Source organism: Parageobacillus sp. VR-IP (genome assembly GCF_013357975.1).
GTDB lineage: Bacteria > Bacillota > Bacilli > Bacillales > Anoxybacillaceae > Saccharococcus > Saccharococcus caldoxylosilyticus.
On record NZ_JABVYQ010000006.1, the window covers coordinates 143,102 to 159,596 of the forward strand.

Consider the following 16,495-nt stretch of genomic DNA (forward strand, 5'->3'; position numbering starts at 1 on the left):
GTTGTTTCACTCCCGATTATCGTTTTTATCTTTTATTGTCTGCTCTTTATTCCTATTCATGCATAAAAAAACGCTGTCTCCAAACAGGAGGCAGCATCGGTAAACTTAAGAGCAAATCGTTTGCTCTTCTGCAGAAAAATCAATTTCAAAGCCGAGATCTTCAAGCATTTGATAATCAGCCGATTTCTCTTGACCGGCCGTTGTCAAATAATCGCCGACAAAAATCGAATTGGCCGCATATAAGCCGAGCGGCTGCAGCGAACGCAAATTGACTTCGCGCCCGCCGGCGATGCGGATTTCTTTCGCCGGGTTCATGTAGCGGAACAAGGCCAGCACTTTCAGGCAGTAACGCGGATCCAATTCATTCGTTCCTTCAAGAGGCGTCCCATCAACCGCATGCAAAAAGTTGACTGGGATCGAATCGGCATCAAGAAGACGCAAGCTCCGCGCCATATTCACCACATCTTGTTTTGTTTCTTTCATGCCGATAATGACGCCCGAACATGGAGAAATGCCCGCTTCTTTCACTGTTTTCACCGTCTGCACACGATCATCGTATGTATGAGAAGTCGTAATGTTCGGATGATGTTCTTTCGATGTATTAATGTTATGGTTATAGCGGTCGACTCCCGCCTCTTTGAGGCGCGCCGCTTGTTCCGGCTTTAAGATGCCTAGGCAGGCGCAAACTTTGAGCCCAAACCGCTCCTTAATTTCTTTGACCGCAGAAACAACCGTATCGATTTCTTTTTCGCTCGGACCGCGGCCGCTCGCGACAATGCAGTACGTGCCAATGCGCAGGCGGTATGCTTCTTCCGCGCCGCGCAGGAGCGTTTCTTTATCGACCATTTTATAGGTCTTCACCGGCGCCGTCGAAACGGCGGACTGGGCGCAATAGCCGCAGTTTTCCGGGCACAGCCCCGATTTGGCGTTAATGATCATGTTCAGTTTCACTTTGTTGCCGTAATATTTGCGGCGAATGCGATACGCTCCCTGCAACAACAGCAGCAATTCTTCATCCGGACAGTCCAAAATCGCCAGCGCTTCTTCATCGGTCAGTTCGTGGCCTTCAATGACACGATCGGCTAATTCCAACCAATTTGGCATTCTACCTCTCCCCTTTCCATATGATTACATTTATCGTATCGGAAGAGGAGTTAGATTGTCAACTAAAATTTTATAAAGGTTAACTATCTTGATCCCACACTTCATCAAGATGATCGGCGTAAAATATTAACGCTTTTTCATATGTTTTTATCCAAGGATCGGGGGAAGAAGCGACTAGCGCATGAATCAACATTGATACTGCCTTTTTTTCTTCTCTCATATGATAAAGCGTCATCGCCAAAAATGCTTGTAAGGCTACATTCTCAGGGAACTCTTTTAATCCCTGTCCCAATACGTTTGCCGCTTTTTCATACTCACCTATACAGCGATAACTGCTTCCTAATTGGATAAATGCTCTCTGACGAAGTTCGCCTTCAATACCATAATCAATCGCCTTTTCATAATACGGAATTGCTTTTCTTTCCAAACCTAACGCATCCAAAGCAGTTGCATAATAAAAATAAATGGCTCTATCTTGAGGATGTGCATCAAGCAACGACTGCAATATCGTTTGCGCTTCTTCATATCGCTTTGCTTCGATCAGTTTTATCACCTGATTCAACATTTAGTTTCCCTCCTTCTCCTCAATATGTGGTTGTTCGAGCAAACGAACGAAAAATCCTTCACTAGTCATATAAAAAGGATATGCTGTCCCGTATGGGCGCATATCCTTTGCCATTTATTTTGTTAATTTTTCGACGATATCGCGAGCGATCCATACGCCACAGGCGCTCGCTTGGGCGAGTCCGCGCGTAATGCCGGCGCCGTCGCCGCCGACATATAAGCCGGATATTTCCGTCTCAAACCGGTCGTTTAATTTCGGGCGCGCCGAATAAAACTTCGCTTCGACGCCGTAAAAGAGCGTATGTTCCGAAGCCAGCCCCGGTGTGACGTGGTTCAGCGCCTCTGTCATTTCGATTAAGCTTTTCATCGTATTATATGGAAGCACAAGGCCTAAATCGCCAGGCACGGCTTCTTTCAATGTCGGTTCGATAAATCCTTCTTTAATCCGTTTTTCCGTAGAACGTCTTCCTTTTAAAATGTCGCCGTATTTTTGCACAATGATGCCGCCGTTCGATAAAGCGTTAGCGAGCCGCGAAATTTCATGGGCGTATTCGTTTGGCTTATCAAACGGGTCGGAAAACTTGTGCGATACAAGAAGCGCAAAATTGGTGTTGTTGCTGCCAAGTTTCGGATCTTTATAAGCATGGCCGTTTGCAAGCATAATGCCGGAATGGTTTTCAACGACAACGTGCCCGGAAGGATTGCTGCAAAACGTACGCACTTGCGTCCCGACCGACGTGTTGAAAATAAATTTTCCTTCATACAAATGTTCATTAATCTCTTCCATGACAATGTTGGATGTTTCGACACGCACGCCGATGTCGACTTGGTTGTTGATCATGCGCAAGCGGCGTTTTCGCAATATTTTGCTCAGCCACACCGACCCGTCGCGCCCCGGTGCGATGACGACTTTCTCCGCCGTCAGCGTTTCGCCGTTTTTCAGGACCACTCCTGTCACTCGATGCCCATCGTTCGTTTTTTCCGTTACAATATCCTCCACTTCGGTCTTAAAACGCATCTCAATCCGCTCATGCAAATATTCAAAAATGCTTTTTAAAATTTCCAAGTTTTGCTCCGTTCCTAAATGGCGGACATAGGCGCGAAGCAGCTTCAAACCGGCAGCATAGGCGCGGCGCTCAATTTCTTTCACTTTTTCTGTCATCGGGTCGGTAATCGACGTCGTCGCGCCGTGTTTTAAATTAATCTCGTCGACATAGCGAATGAGTTCCAACACTTTGGACGCCGGCAAATAATCGGTCATCCAGCCGCCAAATTCGCTGGTGATATTAAATTTGCCGTCCGAATAGGCGCCGGCCCCGCCGAAGCCGTTCGTAATCGAGCATGCCGGCACGCATCCGGCATAATCTTTTTTACCGGCCGGCGGCGGGCACTTTTCAATCTTTTTCTGAAGAATCGGACAATTGCGCTTATATATATCGTGTCCTTTATCAATTAACAGGACATTCGCCCCTGGAAGTTTCAACGTTAATTCGTAACAAGTAAAAATGCCTGCCGGACCTGCGCCGACGACAATGACATCGTAATGGCTTTTCATTTGTCCATCCCCCACTTCCCGTATTCCATTTGTAAATATATCAACTATTTTTTTTCTCGTCAAGATAAAATACGAACTTTTTAATGGTTATACACAAATAATGTTCGTTATTTTTTATCTTGTTTTTGCGGGCAAAAATTGATAAGTTGATAAAGTAGCAAAATAGAGAGGGGGAAACCAATGCGGTTTTTCGTAAAAAACTTTATCAACGGTGTCATTACGATTGTTCCGATTATTTTAGCGGTGTACGTATGCTATAAAGTGTTCACCTTTTTAGACGGGCTGCTTGGCAATTATGTGCGTCCGTACTTGCAGGATGATTACATACCAGGGATCGGCATTTTATGTACGATCGTTCTTATCACCGTCTGCGGCTGGCTGTCGACGCAATATATTAGCGGCCGAATTATTCGTCTTCTTGACCGGTTGCTAGAAAGCCTTCCGTTCATTAAAACGGTTTATTCCGTCATTAAAGATACCGTTTCCTCGTTTGTTGGCGAAAAACGGTCTTTTTCTAAAGTTGTGCTTGTCACCTTGCCAAACACGGAACTGAAATGCATCGGCTTTATTACATCCGAGGAAGTCGAAAACTGGCTCAATCCACTCCAAGACCACGTTGCCGTCTACGTTCCGCAGACGTTCCAAGTGGCAGGCATCACTTTTCTAGTCCCAAAAGAACAAGTGGAAGTCATCGACATGAAGCCGGAGGAAGCGATGAAATTTGTGCTTTCCGGCGGAATGGCATCGTCCAAAAAGAAAGGGCTGCCCGAAACATAGGAGGCAGCCTTCTTCATTGTTAAAAATATCGTTTTTTCCAGAAAATATAGGCGGTAGCGGCTGACAAGGAGGCAGCCAGCAACATCGCAACTAAAAAGGCGTATGGGGAATGTTGATACGGAATCGGCACGTTCATGCCATAGAAGCTTGCGACCATCGTCGGCAAGGAAATGACAATCGTAATCGCCGTCAAAAATTTCATGACGATGTTTAAGTTATTGGAAATAACAGAAGCGAAGGCATCCATCATCCCGCTTAAAATGCTGCTGTATACTTCCGCCATTTCAATCGCCTGTTTATTTTCGATAATAACATCTTGCAGCAAATCCTGATCATCTTCGTACATACGCAAATAATTCAGGCGCAACAGCCGTTCCATGACAATATTGTTTGCTTTCAGCGACGTCATAAAATAGACCAAGCTTTTTTCCATGCTGAGGAGGGAAAACAATTCTTTATTTTTCATCGACTGATGCAATCCTTTTTCAATTTCGCTCGTTCTCCGGTTAATTTGTTTTAAATAACGCAAATAATAGGTGGAAATCACATATAGCATTTGTAAAGCAAAGCGCGTCTTCATAAACGTGTAAAAGTTTTTGATTTTGTTTTTGGAAAACTCTTCGAAAATCGGGTTTTCCTGCAAGCAGACAGTAATGAAGCACGTATTTGTAATAATCATGCCAATCGGAATCGTTTCGTACATCGGACCATCTACTTCATCATTGGCGGCAATCGGAATATCGACGATAATTAATACGTGATTGTCTTCTTTTTCGACGCGCGACCGCTCCTCGTCGTCCAATGCGTCTTTGATCGAATCAATCGGAATATCGAGATGATTAGCAATGTAGCGAATTTCTTCTTCGGTCGGTGCTACTAAATTAATCCAGCAGCCGTTTTTAATTTCATCGATTTCTTTCATTTTTCCGTTTGCATCGGATAAATACATTTTCATCATACGCATCCTTCCTCCTTTTCATCGCGAGGAAGTTTGCGCTTCTCCTTTTCCGATCGGAGCTCGTTTTCGTACGATGAGTAGCTGCGACGATCGAAAAAGAAGAAGACAAAGCTCCCCGCTACATTCCGGCTCTGGTTCGCTCGAACTTCGACTACTCATATACGAAAACGTCACTCCTTTCAAAAAAAGTACTCCTCGATTAATAATAACGTTGAATGACGTATTTGTATAGTAGTTTGCCAAAGAAAAAAGCAGCCTACTGGCTACTTTATTCACTGGCTGGCGTTGTGTTAAAAAAATCGCGCTCCTTTTTTTCTTTTTTGGTATGGCCGGATTGTTTTTTCGTTTTCTTCCCCATCAGCCCATCCGATTCGTAACTTAAAGGAAATGGACGTTTTTTCTCCACTTTTCTCCCTCCTTATTTTGTTTTCTCTCTTTACTTTTTGTCAACGGGAAGCAATTTAATCAAAAATGTCATGAGATGTTCATGAAACTTTTTACATAAAGGCCATCGTTTTCTTATAATATTAGTTGAGGAGGAGGAATAATGAACATTATCATCACGCCAAAAGCATTGGACTGGTTTAAAAAAGAAATGGATTTACAAGCGGGAGATGCTATCCGCTTCTTTGCCCGCTATGGAGGATGCAGCACCATACAAAAAGGGTTTTCTCTTGGTATGGCAAAAGAAGATCCGATAGAACCAGTTGCACAAACAACGGTTGATGGAATTACTTTTTTTGTAGAAGACCAGGATAGATGGTATTTTGATGATCACAACCTAACCGTTGATGTAAACGAAAAAACAAATGAACCAATGTTTATTATTCAGTAAATAGCTAAGTAAAAAAGCTAGCGTTTTTGCCAAAAACGCTAGCTTTTTTTGATGACAGCGATCGTACAGCGGGAAACGCAGACAAGCCGCTCCTGTTCGTCGACGATTTTGATATCCCATACCATCGTTGTTTTGCCGCGGTGCAGAATCTTCCCTGTGGCCGTGACCGTGCCGCTGCGGACGGCGCGGACGTGATTGGCGTTGATTTCCAAGCCAACGACGCTTTCTTTTTCCGGATCAATGAGCGCATAGGCGCCGATGCTCGCCACCGTTTCTGCCAGTGCTACGGAAGCCCCGCCATGGAGCAATCCAAACGGCTGGTGGGTGCGATGATCGACCGGCATCGTTGCGACAACATGACCCTTGCCAACTTCCGTAATTTCAATCCCTAATGCTTCGAGCAACGTTCCTTTTCCAATCTCCCCTAAATTTGTCAAATCCATCTTTTTTCCTCTCCCTTATCTAACTATAAATGAAACCGCAGTAAATGCTCCGTCAACCCTTCTTGCTGCAAAATTTCCTTTTGCGTTTCCCCGAGCAAATCGAAATGGGAAAACTCGCCGCGGCGATGGATCCATTCTTTGCGCAATCCGTATTGTTTTCCCCAGGCTGCCAGTTTTTCAATATCCGAACAGCCTACTTTTGTCACGCTCGTGTATTCCGGAAACCGTTCATCATACCAATAATGCGTTAAAAACGCAATTTCTCCCCTTTTTACTTTCTCCTTCCATTCCATTAACTCCCACCTGCGAATGCCAAATGCCATCGGATGTATCTCCTTTACTTTTTCGCCCGTTCGTACGCTTCATGCCAATCAGGAAAATATTTGCGGATGACAATCGGTCGGAAGGTGTCACGTTTGACGCAAACATGCTGCGATTTTCCCGTTACCGCTATTTCTCCATCCGGCGTCAAAATTTCATATCCATAAGTGACGCGAATGCCATCATAAGCATCAATCCAAGTGCGAACAGTCGCCGTTTCCCCGTAACGAAGCGGCTTTTTGTAGGAAACTTGCAGATCGACAACAGGAGAAATAATCCCTTTTTTTTCCATATCAGCATAATGAAATCCTAACTGTTTAATAAGCTCTGTTCGTCCTACTTCCATCCAGACAAGGTAATTGGCATGATACACAACTCCCATTTGATCCGTTTCCGCATAGCGAACTTCAATTTGTTTTTCAGCTATTTTCATGTTTCTCCCTCCGTTTAACATCCTCCACATCCATACAACTACATCTTACCATATTCTTCGTTTTGCTCGATAAAAAAACGGAGTCACCCATCCATAAAGGGTAACTCCGTACCGCCGATTATTATTGGTAGCCGTTTTCACGTGCCGCTGCTTCGTCTCTAATTTCGGCACGCATTGCCGCAATCGCCTCTTCACGGCGTTTATTTTTTTCGCGAATTTTTTCCCGCTCTTCTGGGGAAGCAAATTGCATCGTTTCCTCTGCCTTTTCGATATTTTCAATCGTGTTTTGTACCATATCTTGCAGTTTTTCTACGTTGTCGCTGCGGTCATCCGGTTTCGGACGATTAGACATTACGCTTCCTCCTTCGTGCTTTTCATTTCATTTGAGTATTTATGGAAATAAACGATTATTCGCCCTTCGTTTGAATCACTTGAGCATGTTGCCCAGATTGGTCTTGCATTTGTTTCCCTTTATTTCCTCCAGCAGCACGAGGCTGTGTACCTAGATGGTTGGGAACGAAATGTTTACGGCTTCCTTTCGGATTGCTCATGAACCTCGCCTCCTCACCATCTAGTCTGTCCGCCCGGATGACCGCTATGCATGACTTATTCTGCTTTTTTTAACATGCGTTCTTCCAATTTTTTTTCGATTTTCTCCATTGCTTCGCGATCATTTAATAATTGGCGTTTATTTTCCATAATTAATTCTTGAAATGTTATTTTACGGGTTCTTCTCATCATTTAACCCTCCTCTCACTTATTATTTTAATTTCATTCATTTCCAAAAGAGATGAAAATTATTACAACTTTTTGAAAAATAACAGTTTACTTTTTCTTTTTTAAACAGCAAAAAAGCACCTTTCACTTGAAAGATGCTTTTATTGGCGGAGCGGCGCGGTGATTTCTTCCATCTGCTTATACGTCATCGGACCGATCACTTTTTTCCGGATTACTCCATCGCCGTCAATAATATACGATGTCGGAATCGTTTGAATATGATATTCGTTTAATACTTTTTGTTTTTTATCAAGCACCACCGGAAATGATAATTGATAGTCGTGGATAAAGGATTTCGCATTTTCGACCGTATCTTGCGATGTTAAATGAACAGCAAGCAAACCTACTTTAGAATGGTGATTTTGATAAAACTTTTCCATGTCAGGCATTTCTTTTTTGCACGGCGGGCACCAAGTCGTCCAAAAATTGACGATGACTGGCTTCCCACGGAAATCAGATAAACGCACCGTTTCGCCAGCCAATGTCTGCAAAGCAAAATCAGGAGCAACGTCTCCGACCGATAGACCAACTTTTTTTGTTTTTTCTGCCGCGAGCGCATTCCAAATGCCGTACCCAGTAACTGCCAGCAGCAAGACAATGGCAATGAATTTTCTCATGTATGTCCCTCCTGTAAGCATAGTGAAAACGGAAGTTTAGCCGCTTTTCCATCAAAACAAGTCATGCTTTTTATGCGATATGTATATCTTCTCATCCAAAACTCTTGTCCGGTTTGGAGCGAGGCGTAGTCTAAACATTCATCACTACCGTTTATTAAAGCATAAAACAGGACAGAAAAAAAGCAAAAAGAGGGGCTACTCAGACGCCCCTTCCCGATCAGCGGATATTTTTATGTCCGTTTTTCATTTTTTTTGTTTCTACCTCGGCATAGGAAGCAAATTCACTATTCCATTCTTGATTGAATCCGTTTTTTTGTTTCGCGTTATTGTTTCGCTGTGCATTGGCATTGCCAAGCTTTGTACGTCCCACACGGCATTCCTCCTTTGTGATCGGGGTACATTTTTAGTATCGGCCGGTGGGCGAAAAATATTGTCGCTATTTTTCTCCACCCGCAATCGGATGGTCTGGATATGAAATCCAGTCGCTCCAGCTGCCGGCATATAAACGGACATTTGTGTAACCCGCTTCTTTTAAGGCAAGCACGTTTGGACATGCCGTCACCCCTGAACCGCAATATACGATAATCGGGGCGTCTTTACGAATGGAGGCAAAACGCTGTGCCTGTTGTTCCTGACTTTTCCAATATCCGCCAGTCATGATCCCATCTTTCCAAAACATATGGACCGCTCCTGGAATGTGGCCGGCAACAAGGTCAATCGGTTCTTCGATTCCCGCGTAGCGCTTCCATTCGCGTGAATCAATCAAAACAGCGGATCCTTCGCGGACGGCGCGGCGCACATCATCAACGGTCGCCAGCCATGACGGCTGCAGGCGCGGACGAAACGAACGTGGCGGTACTGTCGGAATCTTATCAGTGACAGGAAAGCCTTTTTCTTTCCATTGTGTATAGTTCCCATCAAGGACATAGACGCGCTCATGCCCAAGATAGCGGAGCAGCCACCAGCACCGCGCCGCCATCGCTCCGTCTTGATCGTCATAGGCTACGACTGTAACTGTTTCATCAATGCCGGCCGCACCTAATTTTTCCGTCACTTCTTCCACAGATGGAAGCGGATGGCGGCCGCCATGTTCAGAAACCGGCGCCGACAAATCTTTTTCCAAATCGAAATAGAAAGCGCCATGAATATGGTCTTCGATATATTCCGCCAATCCGCGCTTTGGATCGTTTAAATGAAAGCGGCAGTCGATGATGCGGACATCTTCCTTGTTAAGCCGCTCCGCCAGCCATGTTTGTGAAACGATATGCTTCATTTCGCTCCCCCCTCACTTTTTGCTGCGTTCCACATACTCCTTGACCATTTCTACTGTTACATATTTTCGTGCCGGCACCACCCCTTGTTTTGCCAGTTCATTCATCTTTTTGGTTACCGCGTTAATTTTTTCAACCGTAAACGGCTGCCCGTTTCGGCAAAGCATCACAGCTTCCTCAATATAGCGCTCGCGCTCTTGTTCGAGTTCGGCAAACTGCTTAAGGATGGCATGCTGTTTTTGCAAATGGGCGGTAATCGCTTGGTGCACTTCAGTCATTGATGATCTTCCTTTCTCATTTCTTTTTCCATTAGCTTCCGCACATTGGGCTTTGGCGTCCAGCAGTTGAATTGGTAATATGGCTTTGTTTCATAGCCAAGCCTCCGGCAATACGTGTAAAGTCCTTTTTCCGTCTTTTCCATTCCATAATGAATGCATGTGGCGCACGCATGAAACCGATTCATCCCATCTCCCCTTTTATACGCCTAACAGCGTCCATGCCAATTCATCAAGCATGCGGACATCGAGCGGCTCGCCTGCCGGCAGCGTTTCAATGACGGACGGATCAACGTCAAGGAGGGCGGCTACTGCTTCCGGCGCAAATAGGCGAACATCCGTCTCTTCTCCTTGTTTGGCCAGCTTCAGCCGCTCTACAAACTTGCGTAGCGACGCATCCCCATCCACCAATTCCGTAAACAGAAGCGGTGGCAGCGTGCCGCGGCATACGATCCAGCGGAACATAAGCGCGCCGCGCAACGCTTGTACATACGTTTTTATATATGCTTTTGGCTCCATTTCTTTTTTTGTGAGAGTACGAATATTTTTTATTGCCAGCGAATGGTAATGGTGGGCCAAAACTCGTAATGAGTAATGCCTACCAATCATTTCCTTCATTTTCGTGTAAAAGAAATCGTCCTTTGCGTAAACGATCGGCGTCGAGAACCACTCATACAACGATGGGTTGGATTTGCGAAGCAGCTCCAGCGCTTTAAAAATATCCCAGCTGTGCCACTCATACGGCGGGGCAGAATGACTCCATGCCAAAGATGGTTTGACAACCGATACATACGCGCGGACCGGTTTCATCGTAATCAGCCGGATGTCATAATCGCTCGATGGCGTCTCCATTCCATAGGAACGGCTCCCTGCCTCGCACGCGTACAATATGCGAACCGCTTGCTGTTTTTCAATCGCCATCAATCCGCGTTCGATGACCTTGTTCATCGTTCATCCCCGCTCCTCCAGTATGCGAGCTAACTGTGCTGCACATTGGTACAGCTGTTCGATATCAAGCACATCCGTTAACGCCGTGTATAGTCCCGCAAAATGGTCGTCGACTTGTTGGGTTAAAAAAGCAACTAGCTCCTCTATCACCGCTTTATATTGCCCCTCGTAAGCGGAAAGCAGCTGTTGCTTTTGGGCGGCAAGGTATTCATCGATTGGCTGCTGTAATTGCTTTTCGATTTCCTCTTTCATGTGCCGCTTTTCGTCCCGCTCAAAAAACGATTTCGCGTTTTTATACATCGATAATGCTTTCGCAAATCTGGACCGGTCCATGTGTTTCAATCCGTTGTCAAATTCCGGTGTAGCAAAGGAAACAGCTTCTAAATTGGACAGCGGCATCCCTGGATGAATCTGTTCCAGCTTTTTGCATGCATCAGCAAATTGATCTTGAAGCCGCTCTTTCAAAAAATTCTCCACTCGTAAACTCGTCGCCCGCATTTCTTGCGCTAAGTCAAAGCCCACCGAATGCAGCAACTCTTCGAGACACATGTTTAAAGCGCGGCGGATATCGCGTTCGTCATCCCTTAAAGAAGCCGGATTAAACGCTTCTTTAAACCAGTCGTTCAGCCGCAGCAATACGCGCTGTTTGACGTAATACACGAGTTCATTTGTTTCCTGGATAAGCGCCTGCCAATCGTGCCCGGCCGTTATCTTGCCGAGAATATCATGCATTTTTGCCTGTTCCTCTAGCAGCGCCTGCCGTTTCGCCGCTTTTTCCTCCCCGTTTTTTTGCGCGGCATGGATGTATTCCACTACCGTTTGATGCGCCCGTTCGATTTCCGCATATGCGCCTTGAATCGCCACTTCCATTAACTCCCCGGTTATAAAGCGCATAAAATCTTTCTCAAACGCGCCAATGCCTGATTCGGTCAAAAAGCCGTATTGCCCCTTTGTTGGCTCACCCACTTTCTCCTCCAAGGCGAAACGGCTTGACAGCGCGTAAAGGCGCGGAAAACGAATACCAAAGCGGGCAAGCTGGTCTTTCATATACGCCAAGACAGCGTCCAATTCCTCTTTAGAGCGAGCTAAGTCCGCGGCATTGACGATAAAAAACATTTTATCGAACGCGAAAGTGTCTTTGACGCGGCCGAGCTGGATTAAAAATTCGCGGTCTGCCTTGGAAAACGCATGGTTGTAATACGTAACAAACAAAACCGCATCGGCGTTTTTAATATAATCAAACGCCACCCCCGTATGGCGCGCGTTAATCGAATCGGCTCCCGGCGTGTCGACCAAGGTGATTCCTTGGCGGGTAAGAGCGCAGTCGTAATAAAGCTCCACCCATTCAATAAAACAGGCGGTCGCTTCATCGGCCACATATTGATAAAACTCATCAAGCCCGATGCGGAACGTATGGCCGATCCGGTCTTTCATGCGCTCATAGCCGGAAAGAACCGCGCAAAGAAAAGCATAGTGCGGCTTTTGGTGCGGCTCCACTTTTTCTAAGTTTGCTATTTTCCGGACCATCGCCCATGCTTTTTCCCACGTTTCCGCCTCCTGCTGAAAGTGGCGAAGCGACGCTTGGATGTCGGAAAACAGCTGTTTGCTGCTTTTTACTTGCACTAGGGCCGTGCCATGCGGGTTCACTTCGGTTGGCGGCACAATTTTATTAATCGTTGCCGTCGTCGGATTTGGCGATGACGGCAGCAGCCGTTCGCCCATCAGCGCGTTGGCAAACGATGACTTGCCGGCGCTGAACGCGCCAAAGAGCGCGACGGTAAAGGCGCGGTGCTGCAATCGATTCGTTTTCTCGATTAGGGAGGAGACAAACCGATTCATGATGCCGATCGTTTCGATTGTTTTTGCCGCTGCTTTCAGATGCTGTACCGTTTGCTGCACTTTTTTGCGCGACGATCCGCTTGATCGATCGAGCGCTTGCTCTGAAACGGATGGTGGCTGTTCTTCCTCCGTCTGTTTGGAAGCCAATGCCGCCACTTTATGCTGCTGTTTTCTTATCGCAGGAGATTCGGTCAGCTCAGCAAGCCGCTTTTCATCGATGTCTTCTCCACTGCACTCCGCTTCAAGCAAGTTCATTAGCTCCTGCCGCTGCTGTTTCCGCTCTTCGCTGCGGCAAGACAGCTCGCAAAGGAGTTCATACTTTTCTGATTCTACGGCCAACCGTTCTTTTAACTGGCGGCGTTTGTCTTCCGCTTGTTCCTTCCATTTTTCCAGCAGTGCGGCAAACAGCTGCATCGCCGCGTTACGATACCGCTTTTTCATTTCATAGGCGACATCGCTCGTATAATTTAACACCGCCTCTCCGGTCACCCCGGCTCCTTTTTTGACCAAGTTTTCCAGCATTTCCGCTTCCCATGTCACCGTCCATTGCTGGCAATCACGAAGCAGTTCGTGGTCATCGATGGCATGTTCTTTGCTGAAGCGAGTAAACAGCTGGCGCACATGCCATTCGATTTGCGCCACCGCTTTTTCTTTGACATTTTCATAAAATGCCTGCAATCGCTTTTCGCGCTCCTGTTCCGTTTTCGCCTTGGCAAAGAAAAAGCCGATTTTAAAACCCGGTTGCATCGATTGCAAATATGCTTTTGCCAGCTCCCTTGTTTCAAACGGCATGACATAAGCATGTTCCAATATTCCGTCCAGCTCGCGGCAAAAGCCCTCTTCCAACTGACGTGGGGCTGTGTCAAGCTCTTTCAGCTCCTCTTGCAGGCGCGCCAGGCTTTCCCGCACCGCTTCTTCTTCCACTTCCGTGCCTCCTAGCTCCGAAAGCCGCATCCGCAGCGCCTGTTCGTATTCTTCGTTCCGCTCCTTAAGCCAATGAACATGCTCGTCAACAAGCCGCTTTAGCGCCGTTTCCACTCCATACAGAAGTCGGCCGTCTTTGTCGCGAAACAGCGCATGCATGCAGTGTGCCAGCTCGTTCCACTCATTATATGGATGGTCTGGCTCCTTTAACGATATAAAAAACACGCGCTCTGCTTTCACTCCCCAGTCACAAAACGCTTCTTCCACCGACTGGCGAAATGCGCAAAACGGCAATTCCTGCTCGCGGTGCTTATCAATTTGATTGACAATCAAGTACAATGTCTTTCCATGGTTCGTTAAGTCTTTCGTAAACTGAAAATTCAACTCTGCTTGCACATGGTTATAATCCATCATATAAAACACAATGTCAGCTAAATGCAGCGCCGATTCGGTGGCAAGCCGGTGGGCATCGTCGGTCGAATCGATTCCCGGGGTATCCATCATGACAATGCCGCCAGGAATGCGCGGAGTCTGCCGGCTTACTTCAATTAATTCAATCGCATCCCCGTCTTTGTATTGGTCGCGAATCAGCTCTTCATTGTACGGCGGGTCGTATTCGACCGGCGGTTCGTGTCTATAAAAAACACGCACATATTCTTTTCCCGATTTCACTTTAACTAAGTTGGCGCTGGTGGGAATCGGGCTTGATGGCAATAACGGCTCGCCAAGCAACGCGTTAATCAAGCTCGATTTGCCGGCGGAAAAATGGCCGCAAAACGCGATCACCAATTCCCGTTTTGCCGTTTTTTCCAACAGCTGACGCACTTTTTTCGCGTTCGTTTCATCGCCGCGGGCGATGAATATGTCGTGTATATGGATCATTTTTTGCAACCATGGCTTTAGCGACGTTTGCTCTGCCAGTCGACTCATGCACAATACCCCTCACACGTTAATATCGTATATATTCATTTTACTGTATTTACACACTTTTCCCAACAAAAAAATAAAAAGTCCCGCCTTTTACTTAACGGGACGAAACGGGAAAAAGCGAGGGCGTACCGCAAACTGCTCGCCATAATTCGTTAGCGACCTTAGCGCCTCTTCTTCGGCGTCAATGCGAATCAACAGCATGATTGCGTTGGCGATCGAGAAAACAAGCGCCGTCCAATACGCCTGAAACATCAGGGGAATGAGCCATATTTCCAGCGCGACAATGAAATAATTGGGGTGGCGGATCCAGCGATACGGCCCCTTGGCAACAACCGGCGCATTGGGCAGCACTAAAATTTTCGTATTCCAAAAACAGCCGAGCGATGATAGCGTCCATATCCGCAATCCTTGCACGATGAGAAACAAACTAAAAAGAAACGGCCACCATCGAGATGGCTCTGCACCCTTCCATAATGACTCGACCGTAAATGAAAGCAAAAACAGGACATGCATCGCCACGATCCATGGATAATGGCGCGCGCCAAATTCTTTCGCGCCCATCGCTTTGACGATCCGCTCATTTCGTTTCGCGATAATAAGTTCTATGATGCGCATGCCGACAACCCACAGCAAAAAGAGGTAAAACACGATTGTCGTCACTCCCATCTAAGCAAAATCATTTCTGCGCTAAATCCCGGGCCGAGCGCCACCATCAGCCCGTAATCTCCCGCCGGGATCGGCTGTTTCATAAAGTGCTCGAGCACGACGCAGACGGTGGCCGAAGACATGTTGCCAAACTCCTTCAGCACTTGGAAGGATATGTTGGTTTTTTCTTTATCGATGCCAAACGCCTCTTCATACGCCGCAATAACTTTTTTGCCGCCCGGATGGGCAATAAAATGGCTGATGTCATCAAAGACTAGCCCGTGTTGTTGCAAAAACGACTGCGCTTGCGGCCGCAGCCACGTGCGGATGAACGAAGGAATATCTTTTGAAAAAACAACGAACAGGCCGTCACCGCGGATATCCCAGCCCATCACATCTTCCGAATCAGGCATCAGTACGGATTGCGCAGCAATAATATGTGGTCGTCCTGCTTCAACGGCCGCCTCGTCGCCGGCAACGCATACGCACGCCACTCCATCTGCAAACAGCGAGGTGCCGATGAAATTGCTTTTCGAATGATCGTCCGGCTGAAACGTTAGACTGCAAAACTCGGCCGCAATGACCAGCACTTTCGCTTTTGGAAACGCCAGGCAATATTCATAGGCGCGCGCAATTCCTGCCGCTCCCCCCGCACATCCTAACCCCCAAATTGGAATTCGCTTCGTATGCGGCGAAAAAGGCAAAATATTCATGATGCGAGCTTCGATGCTTGGAGTAGCCAGCCCCGTCGTCGAAATATAAAAAATCGCTTCGATTTCATCGTATGTAATCGGCTTGGCTAAAAACGCCGGATTGTTTAGGCATGCTTGAATTGCTTCACATCCATAACGAAGCGCGCTTTCTATATATAAATCATTTTTCTCGGCAAACCGATGGCGTTTTCCGTACCATGCAAGCGGTTTTACAAACGATCTTGATTCAATTTCTCCGTTTTCGAACACATGAAGAAGACGGTCGATATGAGGAAAACTGGAGGCAAACAGTTGTTTGACATATTGCTTCGTTTCTGCTTGGCTTACTTTATATGGCAATATCGCTGTCCCAACCGAAAAGATCACCGGCATAGCAACACCTCTGTTTTTTCCATTTCCTTTACCGTTATGTTGTTACTAATACCGGCATCGTATGCATCAATAAAAAAGAGCCGCATATTACAGCAACAGGTTTACTTCAGGGAGGGAAAAATATTAAAAAATACACCAACTAACAAGGTAATTAGCCATACATTTAACACAAAAATACACATATAAATCGCAAA

General features: G+C 46.3%; 22 protein-coding genes. 2 read left to right on the top strand and 20 right to left on the bottom strand.

Annotated elements, in window-relative coordinates:
- Nucleotides 1-105: 105 nt before the first annotated feature.
- The 3 genes from bioB to HT574_RS15545 all read right to left on the bottom strand — a co-directional run bounded on the left by bioB (nt 106) and on the right by HT574_RS15545 (nt 3,223).
- Nucleotides 106-1,104, bottom strand: coding sequence for a biotin synthase BioB (gene bioB, locus HT574_RS15535; protein ID WP_175245304.1), 999 nt, complete (start codon nt 1,102-1,104; stop codon nt 106-108).
- 79 nt (nt 1,105-1,183) lie between these two features.
- A complete protein-coding gene (locus tag HT574_RS15540; RefSeq protein WP_175245305.1) occupies nt 1,184-1,669 on the bottom strand; it encodes a tetratricopeptide repeat protein in 486 nt (161 codons plus the stop codon).
- A gap of 114 nt (nt 1,670-1,783) precedes the next feature.
- Nucleotides 1,784-3,223: an NAD(P)/FAD-dependent oxidoreductase gene (locus HT574_RS15545; protein ID WP_017437402.1), complete on the bottom strand. Its 1,440-nt coding sequence runs from the start codon at nt 3,221-3,223 to the stop codon at nt 1,784-1,786.
- A 180-nt stretch (nt 3,224-3,403) separates the two neighbouring features.
- Between HT574_RS15545 and HT574_RS15550 the strand changes: the two genes are divergently transcribed.
- Nucleotides 3,404-4,000 (top strand): DUF502 domain-containing protein, encoded by a 597-nt coding sequence (locus HT574_RS15550; protein ID WP_017437401.1) that lies wholly within the window; start codon nt 3,404-3,406, stop codon nt 3,998-4,000.
- A 19-nt stretch (nt 4,001-4,019) separates the two neighbouring features.
- Here the strand turns inward: HT574_RS15550 and HT574_RS15555 are convergent, their stop codons facing one another.
- Nucleotides 4,020-4,958: a magnesium transporter CorA family protein gene (locus HT574_RS15555; RefSeq protein WP_017437400.1), complete on the bottom strand. Its 939-nt coding sequence runs from the start codon at nt 4,956-4,958 to the stop codon at nt 4,020-4,022.
- A 268-nt stretch (nt 4,959-5,226) separates the two neighbouring features.
- Nucleotides 5,227-5,364, bottom strand: coding sequence for a hypothetical protein (locus tag HT574_RS15560; protein ID WP_017437399.1), 138 nt, complete (start codon nt 5,362-5,364; stop codon nt 5,227-5,229).
- A gap of 141 nt (nt 5,365-5,505) precedes the next feature.
- Between HT574_RS15560 and HT574_RS15565 the strand changes: the two genes are divergently transcribed.
- Nucleotides 5,506-5,793 carry a HesB/YadR/YfhF family protein gene (locus tag HT574_RS15565; protein ID WP_175245306.1) on the top strand — a complete coding sequence of 96 codons (288 nt, stop codon included), beginning with the start codon at nt 5,506-5,508 and terminating at the stop codon, nt 5,791-5,793.
- A gap of 38 nt (nt 5,794-5,831) precedes the next feature.
- On the opposite strand, the gene HT574_RS15570 is transcribed toward HT574_RS15565, so the two are convergent.
- The 15 genes from HT574_RS15570 to HT574_RS15640 form a co-directional block, all read right to left on the bottom strand.
- Nucleotides 5,832-6,236, bottom strand: coding sequence for a hotdog fold thioesterase (locus tag HT574_RS15570; protein WP_175245307.1), 405 nt, complete (start codon nt 6,234-6,236; stop codon nt 5,832-5,834).
- Nucleotides 6,237-6,259: 23 nt separating this feature from the next.
- Nucleotides 6,260-6,559, bottom strand: coding sequence for a hypothetical protein (locus HT574_RS15575; protein ID WP_017437396.1), 300 nt, complete (start codon nt 6,557-6,559; stop codon nt 6,260-6,262).
- Nucleotides 6,560-6,573: 14 nt separating this feature from the next.
- Complete coding sequence (locus HT574_RS15580) at nt 6,574-6,990, bottom strand: acyl-CoA thioesterase (RefSeq protein WP_175245308.1); 417 nt, start codon at nt 6,988-6,990, stop codon at nt 6,574-6,576.
- Nucleotides 6,991-7,111: 121 nt separating this feature from the next.
- On the bottom strand, nt 7,112-7,342 hold the full coding sequence (gene tlp / locus HT574_RS15585) for a small acid-soluble spore protein Tlp (RefSeq protein WP_017437394.1): 231 nt from the start codon (nt 7,340-7,342) through the stop codon (nt 7,112-7,114).
- A 55-nt stretch (nt 7,343-7,397) separates the two neighbouring features.
- Nucleotides 7,398-7,541, bottom strand: a complete 144-nt coding sequence (locus tag HT574_RS15590) for an acid-soluble spore protein N (protein WP_017437393.1) — start codon at nt 7,539-7,541, stop codon at nt 7,398-7,400.
- Nucleotides 7,542-7,596: 55 nt separating this feature from the next.
- Nucleotides 7,597-7,728: an FbpB family small basic protein gene (locus tag HT574_RS15595; RefSeq protein WP_017437392.1), complete on the bottom strand. Its 132-nt coding sequence runs from the start codon at nt 7,726-7,728 to the stop codon at nt 7,597-7,599.
- Between the two features lie 140 nt (nt 7,729-7,868).
- Nucleotides 7,869-8,384 carry a redoxin domain-containing protein gene (locus HT574_RS15600; protein WP_042409544.1) on the bottom strand — a complete coding sequence of 172 codons (516 nt, stop codon included), beginning with the start codon at nt 8,382-8,384 and terminating at the stop codon, nt 7,869-7,871.
- Nucleotides 8,385-8,601: 217 nt separating this feature from the next.
- Nucleotides 8,602-8,754: a hypothetical protein gene (locus tag HT574_RS15605; protein ID WP_017437390.1), complete on the bottom strand. Its 153-nt coding sequence runs from the start codon at nt 8,752-8,754 to the stop codon at nt 8,602-8,604.
- Between the two features lie 66 nt (nt 8,755-8,820).
- Nucleotides 8,821-9,657: a sulfurtransferase gene (locus HT574_RS15610; RefSeq protein WP_175245309.1), complete on the bottom strand. Its 837-nt coding sequence runs from the start codon at nt 9,655-9,657 to the stop codon at nt 8,821-8,823.
- Between the two features lie 12 nt (nt 9,658-9,669).
- The gene (locus HT574_RS15615) at nt 9,670-9,933 is read right to left on the bottom strand and encodes a YpbS family protein (RefSeq protein ID WP_175245310.1); all 264 of its coding nucleotides are present in this window, start codon (nt 9,931-9,933) and stop codon (nt 9,670-9,672) included.
- Nucleotides 9,930-10,118 (bottom strand): hypothetical protein, encoded by a 189-nt coding sequence (locus HT574_RS15620; RefSeq protein ID WP_175245311.1) that lies wholly within the window; start codon nt 10,116-10,118, stop codon nt 9,930-9,932. The genes HT574_RS15615 and HT574_RS15620 overlap by 4 nt, the downstream gene beginning before the upstream one ends.
- A 13-nt stretch (nt 10,119-10,131) precedes the next feature.
- A complete protein-coding gene (locus HT574_RS15625) occupies nt 10,132-10,878 on the bottom strand; it encodes a nucleotidyltransferase domain-containing protein (RefSeq protein ID WP_175245312.1) in 747 nt (248 codons plus the stop codon).
- A gap of 3 nt (nt 10,879-10,881) precedes the next feature.
- Complete coding sequence (locus HT574_RS15630) at nt 10,882-14,571, bottom strand: dynamin family protein (protein WP_175245313.1); 3,690 nt, start codon at nt 14,569-14,571, stop codon at nt 10,882-10,884.
- 90 nt (nt 14,572-14,661) lie between these two features.
- A complete protein-coding gene (locus HT574_RS15635) occupies nt 14,662-15,237 on the bottom strand; it encodes an isoprenylcysteine carboxyl methyltransferase family protein (protein WP_033314077.1) in 576 nt (191 codons plus the stop codon).
- Nucleotides 15,228-16,301, bottom strand: a complete 1,074-nt coding sequence (locus HT574_RS15640; protein WP_175245314.1) for a type III polyketide synthase — start codon at nt 16,299-16,301, stop codon at nt 15,228-15,230. The genes HT574_RS15635 and HT574_RS15640 overlap by 10 nt, the downstream gene beginning before the upstream one ends.
- Between the last annotated feature and the right edge of the window lie 194 nt (nt 16,302-16,495).